11 protein-coding genes and 1 pseudogene are annotated in these 17670 nt (G+C 70.1%); 5 read left to right on the top strand and 7 right to left on the bottom strand.

Going from position 1 to position 17670, the window contains the following annotated elements; translation table 11 throughout:
- Window positions 1-512 precede the first annotated feature (512 nt).
- The 4 genes from ACWCRJ_RS20285 to ACWCRJ_RS20300 form a co-directional block, all read right to left on the bottom strand.
- Entirely contained in the window at window positions 513-2129 is a 1617-nt protein-coding gene (locus ACWCRJ_RS20285) for a CocE/NonD family hydrolase (protein WP_450940545.1), read from the bottom strand.
- A 402-nt stretch (window positions 2130-2531) separates the two neighbouring features.
- Window positions 2532-3704, bottom strand: coding sequence for a serine hydrolase domain-containing protein (locus tag ACWCRJ_RS20290; protein ID WP_450940546.1), 1173 nt, complete (start codon window positions 3702-3704; stop codon window positions 2532-2534).
- A gap of 108 nt (window positions 3705-3812) precedes the next feature.
- The gene (locus ACWCRJ_RS20295) at window positions 3813-4742 is read right to left on the bottom strand and encodes a family 43 glycosylhydrolase (RefSeq protein ID WP_450940547.1); all 930 of its coding nucleotides are present in this window, start codon (window positions 4740-4742) and stop codon (window positions 3813-3815) included.
- A 98-nt stretch (window positions 4743-4840) separates the two neighbouring features.
- Window positions 4841-5866 (bottom strand): LacI family DNA-binding transcriptional regulator, encoded by a 1026-nt coding sequence (locus ACWCRJ_RS20300; RefSeq protein WP_450940548.1) that lies wholly within the window; start codon window positions 5864-5866, stop codon window positions 4841-4843.
- Window positions 5867-6152: 286 nt separating this feature from the next.
- Here ACWCRJ_RS20300 and ACWCRJ_RS20305 point away from each other — a divergent pair, with 286 nt between their 5' ends.
- The 5 genes from ACWCRJ_RS20305 to ACWCRJ_RS20325 all read left to right on the top strand — a co-directional run bounded on the left by ACWCRJ_RS20305 (window position 6153) and on the right by ACWCRJ_RS20325 (window position 13224).
- Window positions 6153-7748 carry an ABC transporter substrate-binding protein gene (locus ACWCRJ_RS20305; RefSeq protein ID WP_450940549.1) on the top strand — a complete coding sequence of 532 codons (1596 nt, stop codon included), beginning with the start codon at window positions 6153-6155 and terminating at the stop codon, window positions 7746-7748.
- 28 nt (window positions 7749-7776) lie between these two features.
- Entirely contained in the window at window positions 7777-8715 is a 939-nt protein-coding gene (locus ACWCRJ_RS20310; protein ID WP_450940550.1) for an ABC transporter permease, read from the top strand.
- Entirely contained in the window at window positions 8712-10688 is a 1977-nt protein-coding gene (locus ACWCRJ_RS20315) for a dipeptide/oligopeptide/nickel ABC transporter permease/ATP-binding protein (protein ID WP_450940551.1), read from the top strand. Before ACWCRJ_RS20310 ends, ACWCRJ_RS20315 begins: the two co-directional genes overlap by 4 nt.
- Window positions 10685-11692, top strand: a complete 1008-nt coding sequence (locus ACWCRJ_RS20320) for an oligopeptide/dipeptide ABC transporter ATP-binding protein (protein ID WP_450940552.1) — start codon at window positions 10685-10687, stop codon at window positions 11690-11692. Before ACWCRJ_RS20315 ends, ACWCRJ_RS20320 begins: the two co-directional genes overlap by 4 nt.
- A 71-nt stretch (window positions 11693-11763) precedes the next feature.
- The gene (locus ACWCRJ_RS20325; RefSeq protein WP_450940553.1) at window positions 11764-13224 is read left to right on the top strand and encodes an alpha/beta hydrolase; all 1461 of its coding nucleotides are present in this window, start codon (window positions 11764-11766) and stop codon (window positions 13222-13224) included.
- Window positions 13225-13301: 77 nt separating this feature from the next.
- On the opposite strand, the pseudogene ACWCRJ_RS20330 reads toward ACWCRJ_RS20325, so the two are convergent.
- The 3 genes and pseudogenes from ACWCRJ_RS20330 to mhpA form a co-directional block, all read right to left on the bottom strand.
- A pseudogene (locus ACWCRJ_RS20330) lies at window positions 13302-13742 on the bottom strand (AraC-like ligand-binding domain-containing protein); the annotation flags it as partial.
- A 379-nt stretch (window positions 13743-14121) separates the two neighbouring features.
- Complete coding sequence (locus tag ACWCRJ_RS20335) at window positions 14122-16089, bottom strand: acetoacetate--CoA ligase (protein ID WP_450940554.1); 1968 nt, start codon at window positions 16087-16089, stop codon at window positions 14122-14124.
- On the bottom strand, window positions 16086-17669 hold the full coding sequence (mhpA, locus tag ACWCRJ_RS20340; RefSeq protein ID WP_450940555.1) for a bifunctional 3-(3-hydroxy-phenyl)propionate/3-hydroxycinnamic acid hydroxylase MhpA: 1584 nt from the start codon (window positions 17667-17669) through the stop codon (window positions 16086-16088). The genes ACWCRJ_RS20335 and mhpA overlap by 4 nt, the downstream gene beginning before the upstream one ends.
- Window position 17670: the final 1 nt, after the last annotated feature.

Here is a 17670-nt window from a genome sequence, read left to right on the forward strand (position 1 = left end):
TCATCGGAGTCTGCGGCTGGTGACTCGTCTGCGTTCGTTCCAGGGCGTTCGACGTGCTGACCGTCGGAGGACGGGGCCCGCCCGCGGAGATGGCTCAGGTGGTCCTCGGCTCGTCGTGGCCGGGTGGGTCGTTGTCAGATCTTGATGACGGTGACACGTCCTCCGCGCAGCGCGGTGAGGTCCTCCGGGTCGGAGGTGAGCCGGGCCGGTCGCTGGCGCCGCTGCCGCCCGTTGGTCGCTCTGGGGGCAGGGCGGTTGATTGGCGAGGGTGTCGCCAGGTGCGCCACCAACGCCCTCAGGTGACCAACGCTCCCCAGCTGACCATCGCCACCTGCGGCGACAGCGGCCGGACCTGCCCATGGCCGGCCCGGGACGTCGCCTGCCGCGCCACGCCGTTGCTGCGCTCGCCTACGCCCGCTGCTTGTCCGGGTCGGTGCGTCGCCGGCTCTGGCGCGGGTAGCGTCAGGCACGTTCCCGCGTAGCCCGGAGATCGGTTGACATGACTGTTCATGTCACCCGGAAAGCGTCGGCAGGAGTACGCGGGACACCGCGCCGGTGTCGTGGTGAATGGTGTGCGTGCAGGGCCGCAACTCGGTTCCGGTGCCGGGCAGTTCACCGGTGCCCTCGTTGCGTGCGTACCGTGGGTGGGAGCCGCCGGCGATCAGCAGGCGTATCTGGTGTCCGGCCTTGACCTCGTGTGCGCAGGAATCCAGCCGCACGCGTACGGTCTGGACCTGGTCGAGGGGCGAGGCGGGGTCCAGCCGGACGAGTCCTTCGGCGAAGTTACGGGACACGCCTTCGAGGTCGACGTCACAGAGTCGTACGAAGACGTCGGCGTGGGGGTTGCTCCTGGTGTGCGCCAGTTCGACTACCGGTGCTCCCATGATCTCGAGCGGCGCGGTCAGGGGGTCGGTGGTGAATATGAGTACATCGGAGCGGCTCTCCAGTTTCGCGTTGTCCTTGCTTCCGGCGTCGAGGGTGAGCAGGGGGCCACCGAGGGTCGGTGTGGGGTTCGCCGGGTCGTAGACGTACGTCGACGGCGCGCCGCCGCTCGGCTCGTCGGCCAGAAGCCTCCCGCCCGGCTGCAGGTAGCGCACGGTCTCACCCGCCGCCGGCGGCCACTCGGCCAGGTGTCGCCAGGCGCCCTGTCCGGTGACGTACACCTCGACGGGGGGTGCGGACCGTGGGTGTTCCGGCGCTTCGCCGGCGAGGTGTGTCTCCAGCCATTCGAGATTGCCGCGAAGCAGGCGCCCCATGCCTTTCTGACCGAGTTCGTTGTGGGTCCAGGGGCCGACGGTGAGTGAGACGTCGACCCCACGGGCACGCAGCGACCGGTACTGGTGCAGGGTCTGGTCGACAAAGAGGTCCTGCCAGCCGGCGGTGAGCCGCACCGGGACGGTCGCCCGCTGAAGAGCCTCGTCGAGCTTGAGCCGATCCCATGCCGGATCGTTGGAGCCGGGCGTCGTCAGCCATTCCCGGAGCCACTGCGCGCGGTGCTCGGTCGCCGCGTCTGCCGCCTCGGCCAACGGGAGGGCGTCGAAGACCGGGGCCAGCCGTCGCTTCATCGTCAGGGCCCGGGCCACAGCCCGCAGCCCGGTGTATCGCTCCTGGTTGATCATCATCGCTGCCCATTGCAGGAAGTCGCCCAGTTGGAACGCTCCGCCTCCGTAGACCGCCTCGTACATGTTGTGCGGGGCGACGGCGATCAGGCACGTACGCAGCTCGGGGGGCGAATCCATCAGCAGCGCCCACTGGGTCCAGCCCACGTAGGAACCCCCGGCGGTCGCGAGCCGTCCGTCGAACCAGGGCTGGGTCCGCAGCCAGGCCACCGCGTCCTGGGCGTCGTCGGCCTCGTTCGCCATCGGGTAGAACTCTCCCGTGGAGCCGAACGTGCCGCGGCAGCTCTGCAGCACGACGTGATACCCGTGGCCCGCGTAGACCCTCGCCTCCACGTCGCCGGGAAAGCCGCGTCCGTACGGTGTGCGCAGGAGGACGGTGCCTCTCGGCTGGTCGGTGACGGGGGCGTAGTGGTCCGTCATCAGAATGGCGCCGTCGCGCGTGGCCGCCGGGAGGTTCCGCTCGACCCGGTAGTGGTTTTGCGCGGCCGGCAACGCCAGCAGGCGCGCCATGACCCGGTCGGTTACGCGAGCGGCCAGACTCGGCGGTGCAGCATTGGTGTGCGGCGGAAGCGCGGTGGTCATTGCCTGATTTCCGGTTCTTTCGGTGGACGGGTTCGGAACGTGACTCGTCGGCGCGAGGTTCGCGGGCAGGGGCGCAGGTACCGAGAGGCCGTCGGCGCGCTGTGGATGACGATCGCCGGCGCCGGCCGGAGAGCGGCCAGGCAGTAGGTGCCCCGGCTGTGGAAGGTGGTGAGGGAGTCCGCTTCGTACCGACGCTTCGTACGGATTCGTACCGACGCTTCGTACGGACGCTTCGAACCGACCGCGCGTCGATCATCGGCCGTCGGCAGCGGATCCCGGCCTTCCGGCTGCGCCCGCAGGCCATTGATCCTCATCGGGTCGAAGGGCCCTTCAGAGGGTACGGCGGAGCGCGTCGAGGATGTCCAGGGCTCGGGTGTCCCCTGCTCCCTGCGCGTCGTTGGTGACGAAGCCGAAACCGATTCCATGGGTCGGGTCGGCGAACGCGAGCTGGCCGCCCATGCCGTCATGGCCGAAGGACGACGAGGTCAGGAACGGGCGGGCGGGGCTGTCGACCATGAAGCCCGTTCCCCAGCTGGGCTGAGGGATGCCCTGGAGGCCCAGGAGCTGTTGCCCGGAGGACCGGACGCGCACCATGTCCGCCACCACGTGCTTCGGGAGAGGCTGGGTCGCGCTCGTGGGCAGGATCGTCGAGGACCAGATCTCGGCGAGTGCCCGCGCGGTCGCGACCGCCCCACCGCCGGGGACTTCGGCGGCCTGGATGGCCGGATCGTTCAGGCCCGTGCCATTCCCGGCAACAGTGCCGGGGAAAGCACCGCCGAGGGTGATGGCCCTTTTCACAGGGGCGAGCTCCGGTGAAAGCGGCAACGCGTCGACGTCGAGGTCGGGGGCCATCGCGAGAACCGCCACCGACGCGAGCTCCTCCTGCGGTGCGCCGAACCACGCCCGCGCGCCGAGCGGCCCGGTGACCAGTTCCGCGAACGCCTCACCCACGCTCTGGCCGGTGACGCGGCGGACCACCTCGCCGACCAGCCAGCCGTAGGTGAAGGCGTGGTAGCCGTGACCGGTGCCGGGCTCCCACAGTGGCGCCTGGGCGGCGAGCTTGTCCACGACGGGATGCCATGCGAGGACGTCGGCCTTCGTGATGTCCTCGGTCGGACAGGACAGGCCGGCCTGGTGCGAGAGCAGCCACCGTACGGGGATGGTCTCCTTGCCGGTCTGGCCGAACTCGGGCCAGTAGGTGCTGGTCGGCAGGTCGAGGTCGATCTTTCCGGCTTCCACGAGCCGGGCGACGAGGACGGCGAGGAGCCCTTTGCTGCAGGAGAACGTCACGCTGGGTGTGTCCTGGTTCCAGGCGCGGCCGTCTCGGGCGTCAGCGGCCCCGCCCCACACGTCGATCACCTTCTGACCGCCGACCATGACCGTCAGTGCCCCGCCGCCGCGCGTGCTGCGCGCCAGTGCCGTGGTGAAGGCGTCGGCGACTGTGCCGTAGCCGGCGGCCACCAGGCCGTCCACGGGTGGGGAAGGCACCGGCGCCGGGCTCATCGCCGCACCTCATGCCACCGACCGGCCCGGTGGTGATGAGCGTCCATGGCATTCCTCCTCAGGATCTCTCGGGTCACGTTTCCGCAGGATGCACCTTGCTGAATGGATTCAGCAAGGTGCGACACTGAGGCCGTCTTCGGGTGTGTAGCGGACAGGGATCGGGTCGGACAGCCCACCCGCGAACAGCCCGTCGCGCTCTTCGACGAAGCCCATGAGATTCCAGCCCCCGGCCGCGTCCTGCACCAGGCGTGGTGCGTAAAGGTTCTCCACCAGCACGGGCCGCGCCCGTGCCATGTCCCAGGGGCCGGTGAGGGAAGGGCCGGGCACCACCCAGATCTGATGGGCGAGGGGCCGTTCGGCGTAGTTGCTGCAGAACAGCAGGAGCGGCTGGCCGTCGACGACGGCCGCCTGGGGGACTTCCAGGTGGCCGAATCCGGCCGGTTCCGTCAGCGGCGGCCGGACCTGCCAGGTGAGCAGATCCGGTGACCAGGCATGTCCGATCACTCCACCGCCGTGGGCGGGGCGCTGCTTGGCATAGGCGGTGATGAGCATGTGCCAGCCGTCGCCCGACGGGTCGGGGAAGACGAAGGGATCGCGCCACGCCTCGCCCGGCCACGCGGAGCGGTCACAGTCCTCGTACCAGGTCGGGTCGGGCTCTACGACGGGCTTGTCGCCGTGGCGCTGCCAGACGTTCAGGTCGTCCGACACGGCCACGCCTATGCGCTGCACATGGCGGTCGGGGGCCTGGGTGAGGCCGGTGTAGAAGAGGTACCACCGCCGGTCCGGGCCTCGTACCACGCTGCCGGTCCAGGTGGCGAGGTCGTCCCAGGCGGGCGCGTCGGCGGCCACGAGGGCATCGGCACGGAGTTCCCATGTGTGCAGGTCGGTGGAGACGGCGTGCCCGATCGATGCCCTTCGGTGACGGCGTTCGGGATCGTGCAGGGCGCGGGAGGCGCGGAGGAAGAAGGCGTGGTGACGGCCTTCGTCGTCCTGCGCGTACCAGCTGTCCCAGACCCAGTGGTCGGCCAGAAGCAGCATGCTGTGGTCTCCTTGCTCAATCGATTTAGCATCATGGTGTGCGGTACGGCTCCCACGCAAGGGCCAGTTCGTCGCGCTTTCCGGACCGGTGATGTCGGTCAGCGCGAGGGGGCGCCGATGGAACCGCGCTCCCGCAGGGGCATCGGCACCCAGCGCACTCCCGGACCGGGATTTTCGTCGAGCAGCAGCCGGACGGCCAGTCGCCCCATGTCCTCGTGGGGCAGGGCGGCGGTGGTGAGCCCGGGGCGGAGCCAGGTGGCGATGGGATCGTCGTCGAAGGAGACGACCGAGATGTCGCTCGGGATGCTCAGCCCTGCCTCGGCCACGGCCTGGTAGGCGCCGAGAGCCAGCCGGTCGTTCATGCAGATGACCCCCGAGGGCGGGTTGGCCCGCCCCAGTAGCGCGGTCATGGCCTCATGCCCGTGCGAAGGCTCCCATTCGGCGGTGTACTCGGCGCCGACGAGCCGTAGACGGCGATCGGCGAGGGCCCGCCGTATGCCCCGCAGTCGTGGGCCGACGGCAAGGGACTTCCACGGGTCGCGCTCCTTTTCCGCCGAGCGTCCGATGACGGCGATCCGGCGGTGTCCATGGTCGAGGAGCGCGGTGGCCACGGTGTGTCCCGCCTCCTCGTCGGCGGGCAGTACGGAGGGCAGCCGGTCGTCCGAGGTGGCGTTGAGCAGGACCGTGGGCCGGCTCAGGATTTCCTGGGGGACCGCGATCCTGCGGCTGTACATGGCCGCGTAGACGATGCCGTCGACCTGGCGGTCCAGCATCGCCTCGATCGCCTCCCGCTCGAGATCGGCGTTGCCCTGGGTCTCGGCGATGAGCAGCACATGTCCCGCTTCCCGTGCCGCGTCGAGAGCGCCCCGGATCATGTCCCCGGCGAAACGCGTGGTGGCGACCGTGTCCGACACGAAGGCGACGGTGGCGCTCTTGCGGGTACGGAGACTGCGCGCAGCGGCGTTGGGACGGTAGCCCAGTTCCTCGGCGGCGGCGAGGACGCGTTGCTGCGCGTCCTCGGACAGCCGGGTGCCCGGCCGCTTGTTCAGTACCAGCGAGGCCGCGGTCGTGGACAGTCCCGCGCGCCGGGCCACGTCGGCCAGTGTCACCCGCCGCTGAGGCATGGGCTCCTCCATCGGTGGTTCGCGTCGTCCGGTACCTGGGCTCGGGAAGCATAGAACGGGGTCTTGACGAGGCGCCCAGGCGGGCGCATCCTGCTAAAACCTTTGAGCAAGGTACATCGAGATCTCGCCACCGCGGGACACCTGTAGTTCGTGGAGCCGCGAACGAGCCTCCTGCCTCATCAGGCGGGCCTTCCCGAACATCCTGACGCCAACAGCCAAACGAACCGGCACACCTGGTAGCCGAGTTCTCGCTTGCTAAATCGATAAACTCCCAGAGTCGCCGGAGATGAACGTGTCCTTTCGCCTGTCTCACCGCAGATTCCAGGCACCCCGACCGCGCAGCAGCGCGGCGGTCGCCGCAGTTGTCGCCACCGCCCTGGCCCTCACCGCCTGTTCGGCGGGCACAAGCTCCAAGGGCGCTGCCGGGAGCGTGGGCGACGACCTCACCTTCGGCTCTCCGCTGTCGCCGCCGAGTCTGAACCCGGCGGTCGGTGACCCCTCCTACGGCTCCTTCTACCAGTGGGCGTACGACCCGCTGATGGTCATGCAGCCCGACGGCAAGTTCGGCCCCGGCCTCGCGGTCAAGTGGGGCTACGTCGGGAAGGGCAACCGCGCCTACGAGCTGACCCTGCGCAAGGACGTCAAGTTCAGCGACGGCACGGCGCTCGACGCCCAGGCGGTGAAGACGTACCTGGACTACGAGAGATCCCAGAAGACCGGCGGCGTGGCCGGCCTGCTGGCCAACGTGGAGACCATCGAGGCCACCGGACCCCTCACCGTGCGGCTCGAACTGCGCGTGTCCGACCCCAACCTGACGTTCGCCTTCGCCCAGGCGTTCGGCGCGGGCAACATCGCCAGCCCGAAGGCGGTGGGCAAGCCCGCGTCGCTGGACAACGGCACGGCCGGCGCCGGGCCGTACATGCTGGACGCGAGCCGGACCGTCGCCTCGGACCACTACACCTTCGTCCCCAACCCGCACTACTGGAACAAGGACCGGCAGCACTGGAAGAAGGTGACGATCCGCGTCATCCCCAACTCGTCGTCGATGATCCAGGCGATGCGGGCCGGCCAGGTCCAGGCGGCGCTGGGCGACGGCACCACACTCAAGGCGGCCGCGGGCGCCGGACTCACCGTACTGGCCCCGCAGCAGGCGATGACCGGGCTCAACCTCGCGGACCGCAAGGGCAAGGTGAGCAAGCCGCTGCGCGACGTCCGCGTGCGACAGGCACTGAACTACGCCGTCGACCGCAAGGCCATCGCCAAGGCGCTGTACGGCGACGAGAAGCTGGCGCTCGCCCAGTACGCACTCCCCGGACAGGCCGGGTACAGGGCCTCCTACGACGCCACCTATCCCTACGACCCGGCGCGGGCCAAGCGGCTCCTCGCCGAGGCCGGATACCCGGACGGGTTCACACTGCCCGTGCTCGACACCACGGTCGTCGGACTCGACAAGATGGCGCAGGCGGTGTCCGGCCAGCTGTCGAAGGTCGGCGTCAAACTCAAGATCACCACGAAGCCGACCGCGAACGACTACTTCGTAGCGATGACCTCGGGGAAGTATCCGGCCCCCGTGATCGCCTACGGCCTGGCCAACATGGCCACGCTGCACGTCGGTGTCGTCAATCCGCAGGGGCCGTTCAACCCCTTCCACACGTCCGACCCGCACCTCGACGCGCTGTACAAGCAGTACTTCGCGGCCGACGAGAAGGACAGCGCCGCGGTGCAGAAGCAGATCAACGCCTACCTCATGAAGCAGGCATGGGTACTTCCCGTCGTCGGCGCACCGCTGAGCTACTACCTCGCCAAGGGCCTCACCGGTCTGGAGGCCACGACGGCCAACTCCGGGGTTCCCACGTTCGCCGATCTGCGCCCGGCGAGCTGATGAGCACGCCCGTGAGCAGAGGTGACCGATGCTGAGGCTCGTCCTGCGTCGGCTGGCCTGGGCCGTCCCGCTGGCACTCGTGGCCTCGGCGGTCTCCTTCGTCCTCGTGGCGCTCCTGCCGGGCGACGCCGCCCGCTCCCTGCTGGGGCAGAACGCCACCGAGGCACAACTGGACACCGCACGCCATGAACTGGGCCTGGACCAACCCCTGTGGGTCCAGTACTGGCGGTGGCTGTCCAAGGCGCTGCAGGGTGACTTCGGCACCTCACTGATCAACCGGCAGCCGGTCGCCGCCCAACTGGGCGACCGACTCGGGCCGTCGTTGTCGCTGATCATCGGCGCCACCCTCCTCGCCGCCGTCGTCGGGGTCCTCCTCGGAGTCCGGGGAGCCCGGCGAGGCGCCCTGGGCCAGGCGGTCAAGTCGGGATCCGTCATCGGCCTCGCCGTTCCCGACTTCTGGCTGGGGCTCGTCCTGGTCGTCCTCTTCGCGGTGCAGCTGCCCTTCTTCCCGCCCACGGGCTATGTGGCACTGCCCGAGGACCCGGCGGCGTGGTTCAACTCCCTGGTCCTGCCGGTCGTCACCCTGGCGGTCCCGGCCACCGCCGTGATCGCCAAGCAGAGCCGCGACGCCGTGGCGACCGCGCTCGACCAGCCCTTCGTCCGCACACTGCGGGCGGCCGGGGTGCCGGAACGGTCCGTGATCTACCGGCACGCCCTGAAGAACGCCGCGGTCCCGGTCCTCACCGTGATCGGCACGGTGTTCGTCGGCGCCCTCGGCGGGACCGTGGCCGTGGAGTTCATCTTCGCCATCCCCGGCCTGGGAAGCACCGCCGTCCAGGCGACCGCCTCCCACGACCTGCCACTGATCGAAGGAGTCGTCGTGTACTTCACGTTGATCGTCATCGCGGTGAACCTCCTCGTCGATGTGGCCTACCACGTCGTCAACCCGAGGGTGCGCACCTCATGACGACGAATGCCATGAACCGAGAGGTCTCCCAGGCATCCTCACCGACAGTGAAGCCGGCCCTCGAACCCCGCGGGCTGCGCCGCGCCCTCGGCCGGCAGCCACTGGGCGCTGTGGCGACGGCCTACCTGGCCCTGCTGGTACTGGCCGGGCTGCTCGCCCCCGCCATCGCCCCCTATTCCCCCGATGAGCAGGACCTGAGCACCGTACTCAGCGGCCCATCCGGTGCGCACTGGCTGGGTACGGACACGGTGGGCCGAGACGTGCTCAGTCGCCTGCTGTACGGAATCAACCCCGGGCTCGTGAACACGCTCACCGCGCTGGTGGTGTTCCTGCTGCTGGGTGTGCCGCTGGGCATCCTCGCCGGCTACCGGGGCGGCTGGCTCGACACCGCGATCAGCCGTACGGCCGAACTGGTCCTCGGCGTCCCCGCGATCATCATCGTCCTGGTGGTGCTCGGTGTCTTCTCCTCCAGCCCCACCGCGGCCATGATCACCCTGGGCCTGCTCGGCGCACCGGGACTGGTCCGGCTCGTGCGGGGCGCCACGCTCGTGGTCCGCGAGGAACTGTTCGTCACCGCCGCCCGGGTCGCCGGTGTACGCCCTCTGCGGATCATGAGCGGCCATGTGCTGCGCCGGGTGCTCGGCCCGATTCTGGCCCAGGCGTCGGTGTTCGCGGGCGTCGGCCTCGGATTCCAGGCCGTGCTCGCCTTCCTCGGCGTCATGTCCGCGGGCGAGCGGCCGAGCTGGGGAGAGATGATCAGCCAGGCGTCCACCGTCGTCACCTCCGACGGGTGGCTGCTCGTTCCTCCCGGGGTGACGATCGCCCTCACCGTGCTCGCGTTCGGTGTGCTCGGCGACGCCATCCGCGAGCAGACGGATGTCGAACACAGGACAGCCGCACCGCGCGGGCGCCGGGCGGGACACGGCCGCAGGACGAACACGGCACAGCGGGCGAGGGCAGTGACGTCGCCGGGCACACCGGATGACGGCCTGCTCCACGTGCGGGGACTCACCGTGACGGCGAGCACGTCCGGCGAGGACACCACCCTGGTCAGCGACGTGACGTTCAGCATCGGTGCCGGAGAGACGGTCGCCGTCGTCGGAGAATCCGGCTGCGGCAAGAGCATGACCGCCCTCGCGGTGCTGGGGCTGCTGCCGGACGGTGTCGACGTCACCGGCGGCGAGGTCGTCCATCGCGGTACGGACCTCGTGGCCGGCGGTCCCAGCGCGTACCGAGCCGTCCGCGGCTCCGGCATCGCGTACATCGCCCAGGACGCACTCGGCAGCCTCGACCCCACGCACACGGTCGGCAGCCACCTCAAGGAGGTCATCCGCCGTCACGAGCGGCTCTCCGGACCCGCGACGCGCGCACGAGCCGCCGAACTGCTCCACCAGGTCAAGCTGCACAACGTCGACCGAGTGCTCGCCTCGTACCCGCACGAGATCTCCGGCGGCATGGCCCAGCGCGTCAACATCGCCCTCGCGCTCGCCGGCCGGCCGAAACTCGTGATCGCCGACGAACCCACGACCGCGCTGGACGTCACCGTGCAGGCCGAGATCCTCGCTCTGCTGCGCGAGCTGCAGCAGAGCACCGGCATGGCGATCCTCCTGATCACCCATGACTGGGGCGTCGTCGCGGACATCGCCGACCGGGCCGTGGTCATGTACGCCGGGGAGGTCGTCGAACAGGCCCCTGCCCGGAGTCTGTTCCACGCGCCCCGCTTCCCGTACACCGCGGCGCTGCTGGCCGCCGATCCGAGCACCGCGGAGGAGGGGGCGCGACTGCCCACGCTGCCCGGGCGGGTGCCGCCCCCCGGGGCCTGGCCCACCGGATGCCGGTTCGCCGGCCGGTGCGTCCACGCGCGCGAGCAGTGCACCGGCGGGCCCATCCCCCTCCTGCCGGTCGGCCCCGACACGGCTGCCCGCTGCATCCGCACCGAGGATCTCGTCCGTGAAGGAGCACTACCGCTATGACCGAGGAGCAGTCACCCGTTCTGGAGGTCCGTAACGTCAGTGTGGGATTCAGACGCCGACGGCGGGAACCGCTGTTCCAGGCACTCGACGACGTCAGTCTGACCATTCCGCGTGGTACGACCATGGGGCTCGTCGGAGAGTCGGGATCGGGCAAGTCCACGCTCGCCAAGGCGGTACTGGGCCTCGCGCCCACCCAATCCGGCAGCGTGCGGCTGCTCGGCGCGGACACGACCCACCTGAGACCTGCGGAAAGAAGGAAGCTCGGCAGCTCGCTGCAAGCCGTCTTCCAGGACCCGAACAGCTCCCTCAACCCCTCCTACACCGTGGGCCGCAGCCTGGCGGAGCCGATGCTGGCCCAGGGCATCCGGTCCCGGGAGACCATCGCGCGCCGGACGGCGAGGATGCTCGAGGACGTGGGACTGGACCCGGCCTCTGCCGCCAGGTACCCGCGCGACTTCTCAGGAGGCCAACGCCAGCGCATCTCCATCGCCCGTGCCCTGATGACCGAGCCCCAACTGGTGATCTGCGACGAGTCGGTCAGCGCGTTGGACCTGTCGGTCAAGGCTCAGATCCTCAATCTCCTGGCGGACCTCCAGGACGGCCATGGAGTCGGCTACCTGTTCATCTCGCACGACATGTCCGTCGTACGGCACATCTGCCACGACGTCACCGTCCTGTACCGGGGGCAGGTGATGGAGGCCGGACCGACCCGCCTGGTCACACGGGAACCCGCCCACCCGTACACCCGCGCACTCCTGCTGGCCGCCCCGGTCGCCGACCCCGTTGCCCAACGGAAGCGCCGTGCGATCGCCGCGGCCGGTGAACTCGCGAACGGCGACCCGCAGCCGGGGAGCGGATGTCCGTTCGCCGCCCGATGCCCGGTCGCTCAGGAACGCTGCCGGCAGACCCGACCGGAGGCCCGGACGACGGCCGACGGCCGGACGGTCGCCTGCCATCGCTACCCCGAGTGGCAGAGCGAAGTCACCACCGACACGTCCCGGTAACCCGTGCAGTGGCCCAACGTCGGTGACATCCCCTCAGTACGTTCCGAACCGACTCAGCCCGAAGGATCTGTATGAGTCTGCTTCGCCTTTGCGCCCGCACCAGCGGCATCCGTGCCGCGCTGATCGCCCTGTGTGTCTCCGCGGGCATGGTCACCGGCCTCGCGCCGGGATCGGCATCGGCCGCGATCGGGGACCTGCCGCCGATGCCGGGAACCGTGCCGGTCGCCGGCGCGACGATCACCGGAGAGCAGTGGGTCACCCAGCGCACCGTGTCGCTGACCGTCGCGACACCGTCGTTCACCACACCGGCCAAGGTCGAGGTCACGCTGCCTACCGGCTACGCAGCCGCCCCGACCCGCCGGTGGCCGGTGACGTACTTCCTGGTCGGGACCAACGGTGACCAGACGATGTTCCGTACCACGGCGGACGGTGAGAGCCTCACCTCCTCCTACCCGTCGATCGTCGTCTCACCGAGCGCGAGCCCGCTCCAGGGAGTCGTCGACACCGGTGACACCATCCCTGGCGGCAACTCCGGGTACTGGAGCGACTGGTACAACAACGGCGCGGGTGGCCCGCCGATGTACGAGACCTTCGTGACCAAGCAGCTCATCCCGCTGATCGAAGCGAACTTCCGCACCATCGCCGATCGCGCCCACCGCGTGATCCTCGGTGCCTCGATGGGCGGCTACGGCGCCCTCATGCTCGCCGCCAGGCACCCGGATCTGTTCGCCGCGACCTCAAGCCTGTCCGGAGCGGCCGACAGCAACTGGGTTCCCGGAGCCGCGGTCCTCTCGCTCAGCCCTGTTCTGAACCTCGCCCCTCCGGACTCGATCTACGGGCCCCGCGTGACCAACGAGATCCGCTGGCGGGGGCACAACCCGACCGACCTGGCGGGGAACCTGGGCAGTGTCGACGTGCAGCTCTACACCGGAAACGGACTTCCGGGAGCCGCTGAGGTGAGCGATCTCACCAGTTCGACCGGCTGCGTTCTGGAGTCCGGCATCGTCAGCCCGGAGACGCACAGCCTGCACACCCGGCTCCTTGCGCTCGGCATCCCGCACACGTTCAGGGCGTACGACTGGGGATGTCACACGCCCGCCCTGTTCAAGCAGGAGATCACCGAAAGCCTCGGCCGGTTCGCGGCCCGGTTCTCCCAGAGCACATCGGAGCCGGCGATCTTCGACTACCGGTCCATCGAGCCGGAGTTCTCAGTGTTCGGCTGGTCGGTCACGGCTGACCCGAACCGCGCTCTGGAGTTCTTGGACCTGCACAACGTAAGTGCCGGTGGGTTCACCGTCACGGGCAGTGGATCGACCCGCGTCACGACGCCGCCCCTGTTCCACGGTGCCAGAGCCGTCACGGTCGTGATCAACGGCATGCCCAGCAGCGTCGTACCGGATGCCGACGGACGTCTCACTGTCGTCGTCGATCTCGGCCCCGCTGACCGAGACCCGCAATACTCGATCGGCGGCACCACCGAGGTGAGGTCGGGGTTGTGGAGCCGGTCGGCGAGGTGGGCCTTGGCCCGCTGAAGGTCACGCCGGTGGACGGTCGCACTCGCCTTCCCGGAGATATCCGGGCCGATCGCGTGACAGGCGGTGGCCAGGAGATCGAGAAGGTTGCTCATGAACGAGGCGGCGGTGGTCTCGTCAAGGTCATGACCTTGCTGGGCCAGGGCGCGCAGGACGGGACTGACGAAGGCACCCGTGCGCGGTACGGAACGGTACGGCGGTGATGTGCTCGGCTGCGGCGCAGCGGGAGGTGAGCATCGCGCGGGGTATCTGCAGGACCACCGAGCGGAACGGGCGGTCGAAGCGGAACACGGAGGGTGGGCGCTGTCCACGAGGGTGAAGTCGCCGGGACCCACCTCGGCGTCGCGGTCGCCCTGCTGGAGTCTGGCCGACCCTTCGGTGAGCAGCGTGAGGAAGAAGTCCTCCCCTGCCGCTCGCTTGATCAGATCAGGCGTACGGGCGGCCTCGTGCGGATCCGCCCGCATGAGCCCGACGCGCAAGCCCTGATCGCCGGGGACCTGCTCAACCACCACTCGCACTGCTACATGGCGGACACCAACAACCCCGCGTCATGGCTCACCGCGCTGGACAAGGTCCAGGCCCTGGGAGAACGCCGGATCGTGGTCCCGGGCCATGGCCCGGTGGGCGGGGAAGCGGTGATCGACGACACCTGCGCCTGGCTGGAGGACTACCAGGAGGTGGCCAAACCACGGGTACCCGTCGCTGACATCGCAGTAGAGTCCCGGCGACATGCCGAGGTGCGCTGCCGCCTGCCGCCTGCCGCCTGCCGCCTGCCGCCTGCCGCCTGCCGCCTGCCGCCTGCCGCCTGCCGCATGAACGGCAACGCGGCGGTCTTCGCCGCTCCCAGCGGCAGGAATACCAGGGTCAGGACGACTGCGAGGGTGATCTGTGCGGTTCTCACGTCGACCGGTCCCGGCGTTCGGCGCCCAGGCGGGCGAAGTGATCGACGAGGCCGGGCGCGTCCACGGCTGCGGGGTTGACGACCTGCTCGACCGGGGCGCCCTGGAGGAGGCGTTTGACGGGGACTTCGAGTTTCTTGCCGGTGCGGGTGTGCGGGATGCCCGGCACTTCGATGATCTCGTCGGGAACGTGGCGGGGTGAGGCCCCGGTCCGGATGGTCTCCTTGATCTTCTCGCGCAGCGGGTCGTCCAGGGTCTCCCCGGCGGCGAGGACGACGAACAGCGGCATCCAGTAGCCGCCGTCGGGTTCCTCCGCGCCGATGACGAGGGCCTCGGTGATCTCGGGGAGGCGTTCGACGACGTCGTGGATGTCGGCGCTGCCCAGGCGTACGCCGTTGCGGTTCAAGGTGCTGTCGGAGCGGCCGTGGACGATCACCGAGCCGTGGCCCGTTACTGTGATCCAGTCGCCGTGCCGCCACACGCCCGGGTAGGGGGAGAAGTAGGCGTCGCGGTAGCGGGTGCCGTCCGGATCGTTCCAGAAGTACAGCGGCATGGACGGCATCGGGCGGGTCACGACCAGTTCGCCGACCTGGTCCACGACCGGGAAGCCCTCAGCGTCGTACGCGGCCAGCGCCACGCCCAGGTGGGGTGCCGACAACTCTCCTGCCCAGACGGGAGTGTTGGGTGCGCTGCCGGCGAAGCCGGAGACGACGTCCGTGCCGCCGCTGATGGACGTGAGCAGGACGTGGTCGCCGACGTGGTCGCGGACCCAGGGGTATGCGGAGGCCGGCAGTGCGGAGCCGGTGCAGCCGACCACACGGATCGAGGACAGGTCGTGCGCCGAGGGGTCGATGCCGAACTTGGCCATGCCCAGCAGGTACTGGGGGCTGGTGCCGAAGACGGTCACCCGGTGGCGCGCGGCCAGTTCCCACAGGACGTCGAGCTTGGCGAAGGGCGCCGGGCTGCCGTCGTACGTGCACGTGGTGGCGCCGGTCAGCAGCGTGGAGGCGACCAGGTTCCACATCATCCAGTGGGTGGTGGTGTACCACAGCAGGCGGTCGCCTGGTCCCAGGTCGGAGTGCAGGCCGAGGGTCTTCAGATGCTCCAGCAGGACACCGCCGTGGCCGTGGACGATGCCCTTGGGCAGGCCGGTGGTACCGGAGGAGAAGACGACCCACAGGGGGTGGTCGAACGGCACCGGGGTGCAGGTGAGTTCCTCGGTGCGGGTGGCGGCGCTCTCCCACGGGACGACCAGCGACGGGTACGCCTGCGACGGCCACGGGAGGCCCACGTGGTCCACCAGGAGCGTGGCCTTCAACGTCGGCAGCGCGCCGGCGAGTTCGAGGGTGGCGTCGCGGCGGTCGTGGGTGGTGCCGTTGAAGAGGTAGCCGTCGGCGCCGATCAGGACGGTGGGTTCGAGCTGGGCGAAGCGGTCGGCGGCGGCCTTGGGGGCGTAGTCCTGCCCGCAGACCGACCACACGGCGCCCAGGGTAGCGGCAGCGAGGAACGCGACGATCGCGCACGGGGTGTTGGGCAGGTATCCCACCACGCGGTCGCCCTTGCCGACGCCCAGGTCGCGCAGGGTGGCGGCGACGGAGGCGACCTGGGCACGCAGCCGGCCTCCGGCCACCTCGTAGCAGGAGCCGGTCTCGTCGAGGGCGATGATCGCCACGGCGTCGTCGGCGAGGTTGCGCAGGGCGTGGTGGACGTAGTTGAGGGTGGCGCCGGGGAACCAGCGGGCGCCGGGCATCCGCTCCTGCGCCAGCACCTGCTCGTACGGAGTGTCCGCGTCGATGTCGAAGTACTCCCACACCGCGCCCCAGAAGCCCTCCAGGTCGGTGACCGACCAGCGGTGCAGGGCGGCATAGTCGGAGCCGGCCATGCCGACGTGGCGGGCGAAGTCCGTGATGTGGCTGTTCGCGACGGCCTGCGGGTCGGGCGCCGTGAAAGGCTCGGGCACGGTCATCGGGTGGCGCTCCTCTGCAGGCTGTTCTGGACGGTCCGTTGGGGTGCCAGGGGGCTGTGCGTGGTGTGCAGAAGGGAGGCCCAGGTGGCGGTGTCGGTGAAGGCGTAGGCCCCGGCCGGGACGACGTCCATGACGACGCGGTCGGGGCGCAACAGGACGGCGTCGGCCCGGCCGGCGCGCAGCCAGGCGGTGAGCGTGCCGTCGTCGCCGAGGCCGGTCACCGGGATCGCCCGGCCGCCGATCGCGTGGGCGAGGGCGTTGAGCGAGGGCCAGGGTTCTGCGGCGGTCAGAACGGTGAAGGAGTCGCCCAGCACCTCGTCGAGGCGCATGCGCCGTCCCTCGGCGGTGATCCACGGTTGCGGGCAGTGGGTGCCCACCAGGCTCCTGCGCATGCGGCGTCGGACGAGGGGCCCGGCGGTCAGGGGCGGGCTGAGGTCGCGGCCGGCCATCGCGGTCAGGCCGGGTATGCGGCAGGCCGCGGCCAGGAGTCTTCGGCGGATCACGGCGGCGCCGTCCTGGTCGCCGGTCATGGCCCGGCCCATGGCGACCGCGAGCTTGATCACATGCCGGGCGTGCGGCTTGCGCTCGCTCTCGTAGGTGTCCAGGAGCCGTTCGTCGCCGCCGTGCTGGACGACGCGGGCGAGCTTCCACGTGAGGTTGTAGGCGTCCCGCAGCCCCGAACACAGTCCCTGCCCGATGAACGGCGGGGTGAGGTGGGCGGCGTCACCGAGGAGGAAGACCCGTCCGCTGCGCCATCGGTCGGCGACGCGCGCACGGAAGGTGTACTGCGCCTCGCGGATGATCTCGAAGTCCCCGTCGCAGGAGGGCGGCAGCCATGGCGCGACCAGCTCGCCGACCGGCTCCTTGGCGTCCCCGAGCCGGAACTCCCAGCGGTAGCGGTCCTCACCGACGCGCATGAAGGTCGCCGGGCGACGCGGGTCACAGACCTGGTCGACGCCCTCCCAGCAGCGGACGTCGGCCTTCGTGCGGACGTCGATGACAGTCCAGCGTTCCTCGAAGCGCAGGTCCTCCCAGACGGCGCCGATGGCGTCACGGGTGAGGCCGTTGGCACCGTCACAGCCGAGGACCGCCTCGGCCCACAGCTCGTGTTCGCCGTCGTCGTCGCGATAGGTCACACACACGGGGCCGGCGGTGTCCGGGCCGACGCCGGTGACCTCCACACCGCCGCGCAGTTCGCACTCCGGGCGCCGGGCGAGGGTGTCGCGCAGCAACTGCTCCAGCTCGGGCTGGTCGAACATGCTGGTCTGCGGGTACCCGTGATGGCCGTGCTCGGTGCGGCGGAACTCGGCCATCACCCGGTGCCGGGCGTCCAGCAGCCGCAGCCCGTTCGCCGGGCGGGCGATCGCGGTGAACTCCTCCTCCACACCCGCGGCCTGGAGGATCCTGCGGACCTCGTCGTCGGTGGCGACGGCGCGCGGGAGCGGGTAGACGTCCTGGTGGCGTTCCAGAACGACGGTGCGGACTCCGTGCCGGGCGAGGAGGAGGGCGGCGGTCACGCCCACCGGTCCGGCGCCGATGATCACGACGGGTACGTCGGCCCCGTTGGGTTGGACGGTCATG

Source organism: Streptomyces sp. NPDC002324, from assembly GCF_053593335.1.

What these genes read in the sequence shown, in the direction of transcription:
- ACWCRJ_RS20300 (WP_450940548.1), bottom strand. Translation starts at nt 5,866, where the DNA reads ATGCCTCAGCGGCGGGTGACACTGGCCGACGTGGCCCGGCGCGCGGGA.
- ACWCRJ_RS20310 (WP_450940550.1), top strand. Translation starts at nt 7,777, where the DNA reads ATGCTGAGGCTCGTCCTGCGTCGGCTGGCCTGGGCCGTCCCGCTGGCA.
- ACWCRJ_RS20290 (WP_450940546.1), bottom strand. Translation starts at nt 3,704, where the DNA reads ATGAGCCCGGCGCCGGTGCCTTCCCCACCCGTGGACGGCCTGGTGGCC.
- ACWCRJ_RS20315 (WP_450940551.1), top strand. Translation starts at nt 8,712, where the DNA reads ATGACGACGAATGCCATGAACCGAGAGGTCTCCCAGGCATCCTCACCG.
- ACWCRJ_RS20335 (WP_450940554.1), bottom strand. Translation starts at nt 16,089, where the DNA reads ATGACCGTGCCCGAGCCTTTCACGGCGCCCGACCCGCAGGCCGTCGCG.
- ACWCRJ_RS20320 (WP_450940552.1), top strand. Translation starts at nt 10,685, where the DNA reads ATGACCGAGGAGCAGTCACCCGTTCTGGAGGTCCGTAACGTCAGTGTG.
- ACWCRJ_RS20285 (WP_450940545.1), bottom strand. Translation starts at nt 2,129, where the DNA reads ATGGCGCGCCTGCTGGCGTTGCCGGCCGCGCAAAACCACTACCGGGTC.
- ACWCRJ_RS20295 (WP_450940547.1), bottom strand. Translation starts at nt 4,742, where the DNA reads ATGCTGCTTCTGGCCGACCACTGGGTCTGGGACAGCTGGTACGCGCAG.
- ACWCRJ_RS20305 (WP_450940549.1), top strand. Translation starts at nt 6,153, where the DNA reads ATGAACGTGTCCTTTCGCCTGTCTCACCGCAGATTCCAGGCACCCCGA.
- mhpA (WP_450940555.1), bottom strand. Translation starts at nt 17,669, where the DNA reads ATGACCGTCCAACCCAACGGGGCCGACGTACCCGTCGTGATCATCGGC.
- ACWCRJ_RS20325 (WP_450940553.1), top strand. Translation starts at nt 11,764, where the DNA reads ATGAGTCTGCTTCGCCTTTGCGCCCGCACCAGCGGCATCCGTGCCGCG.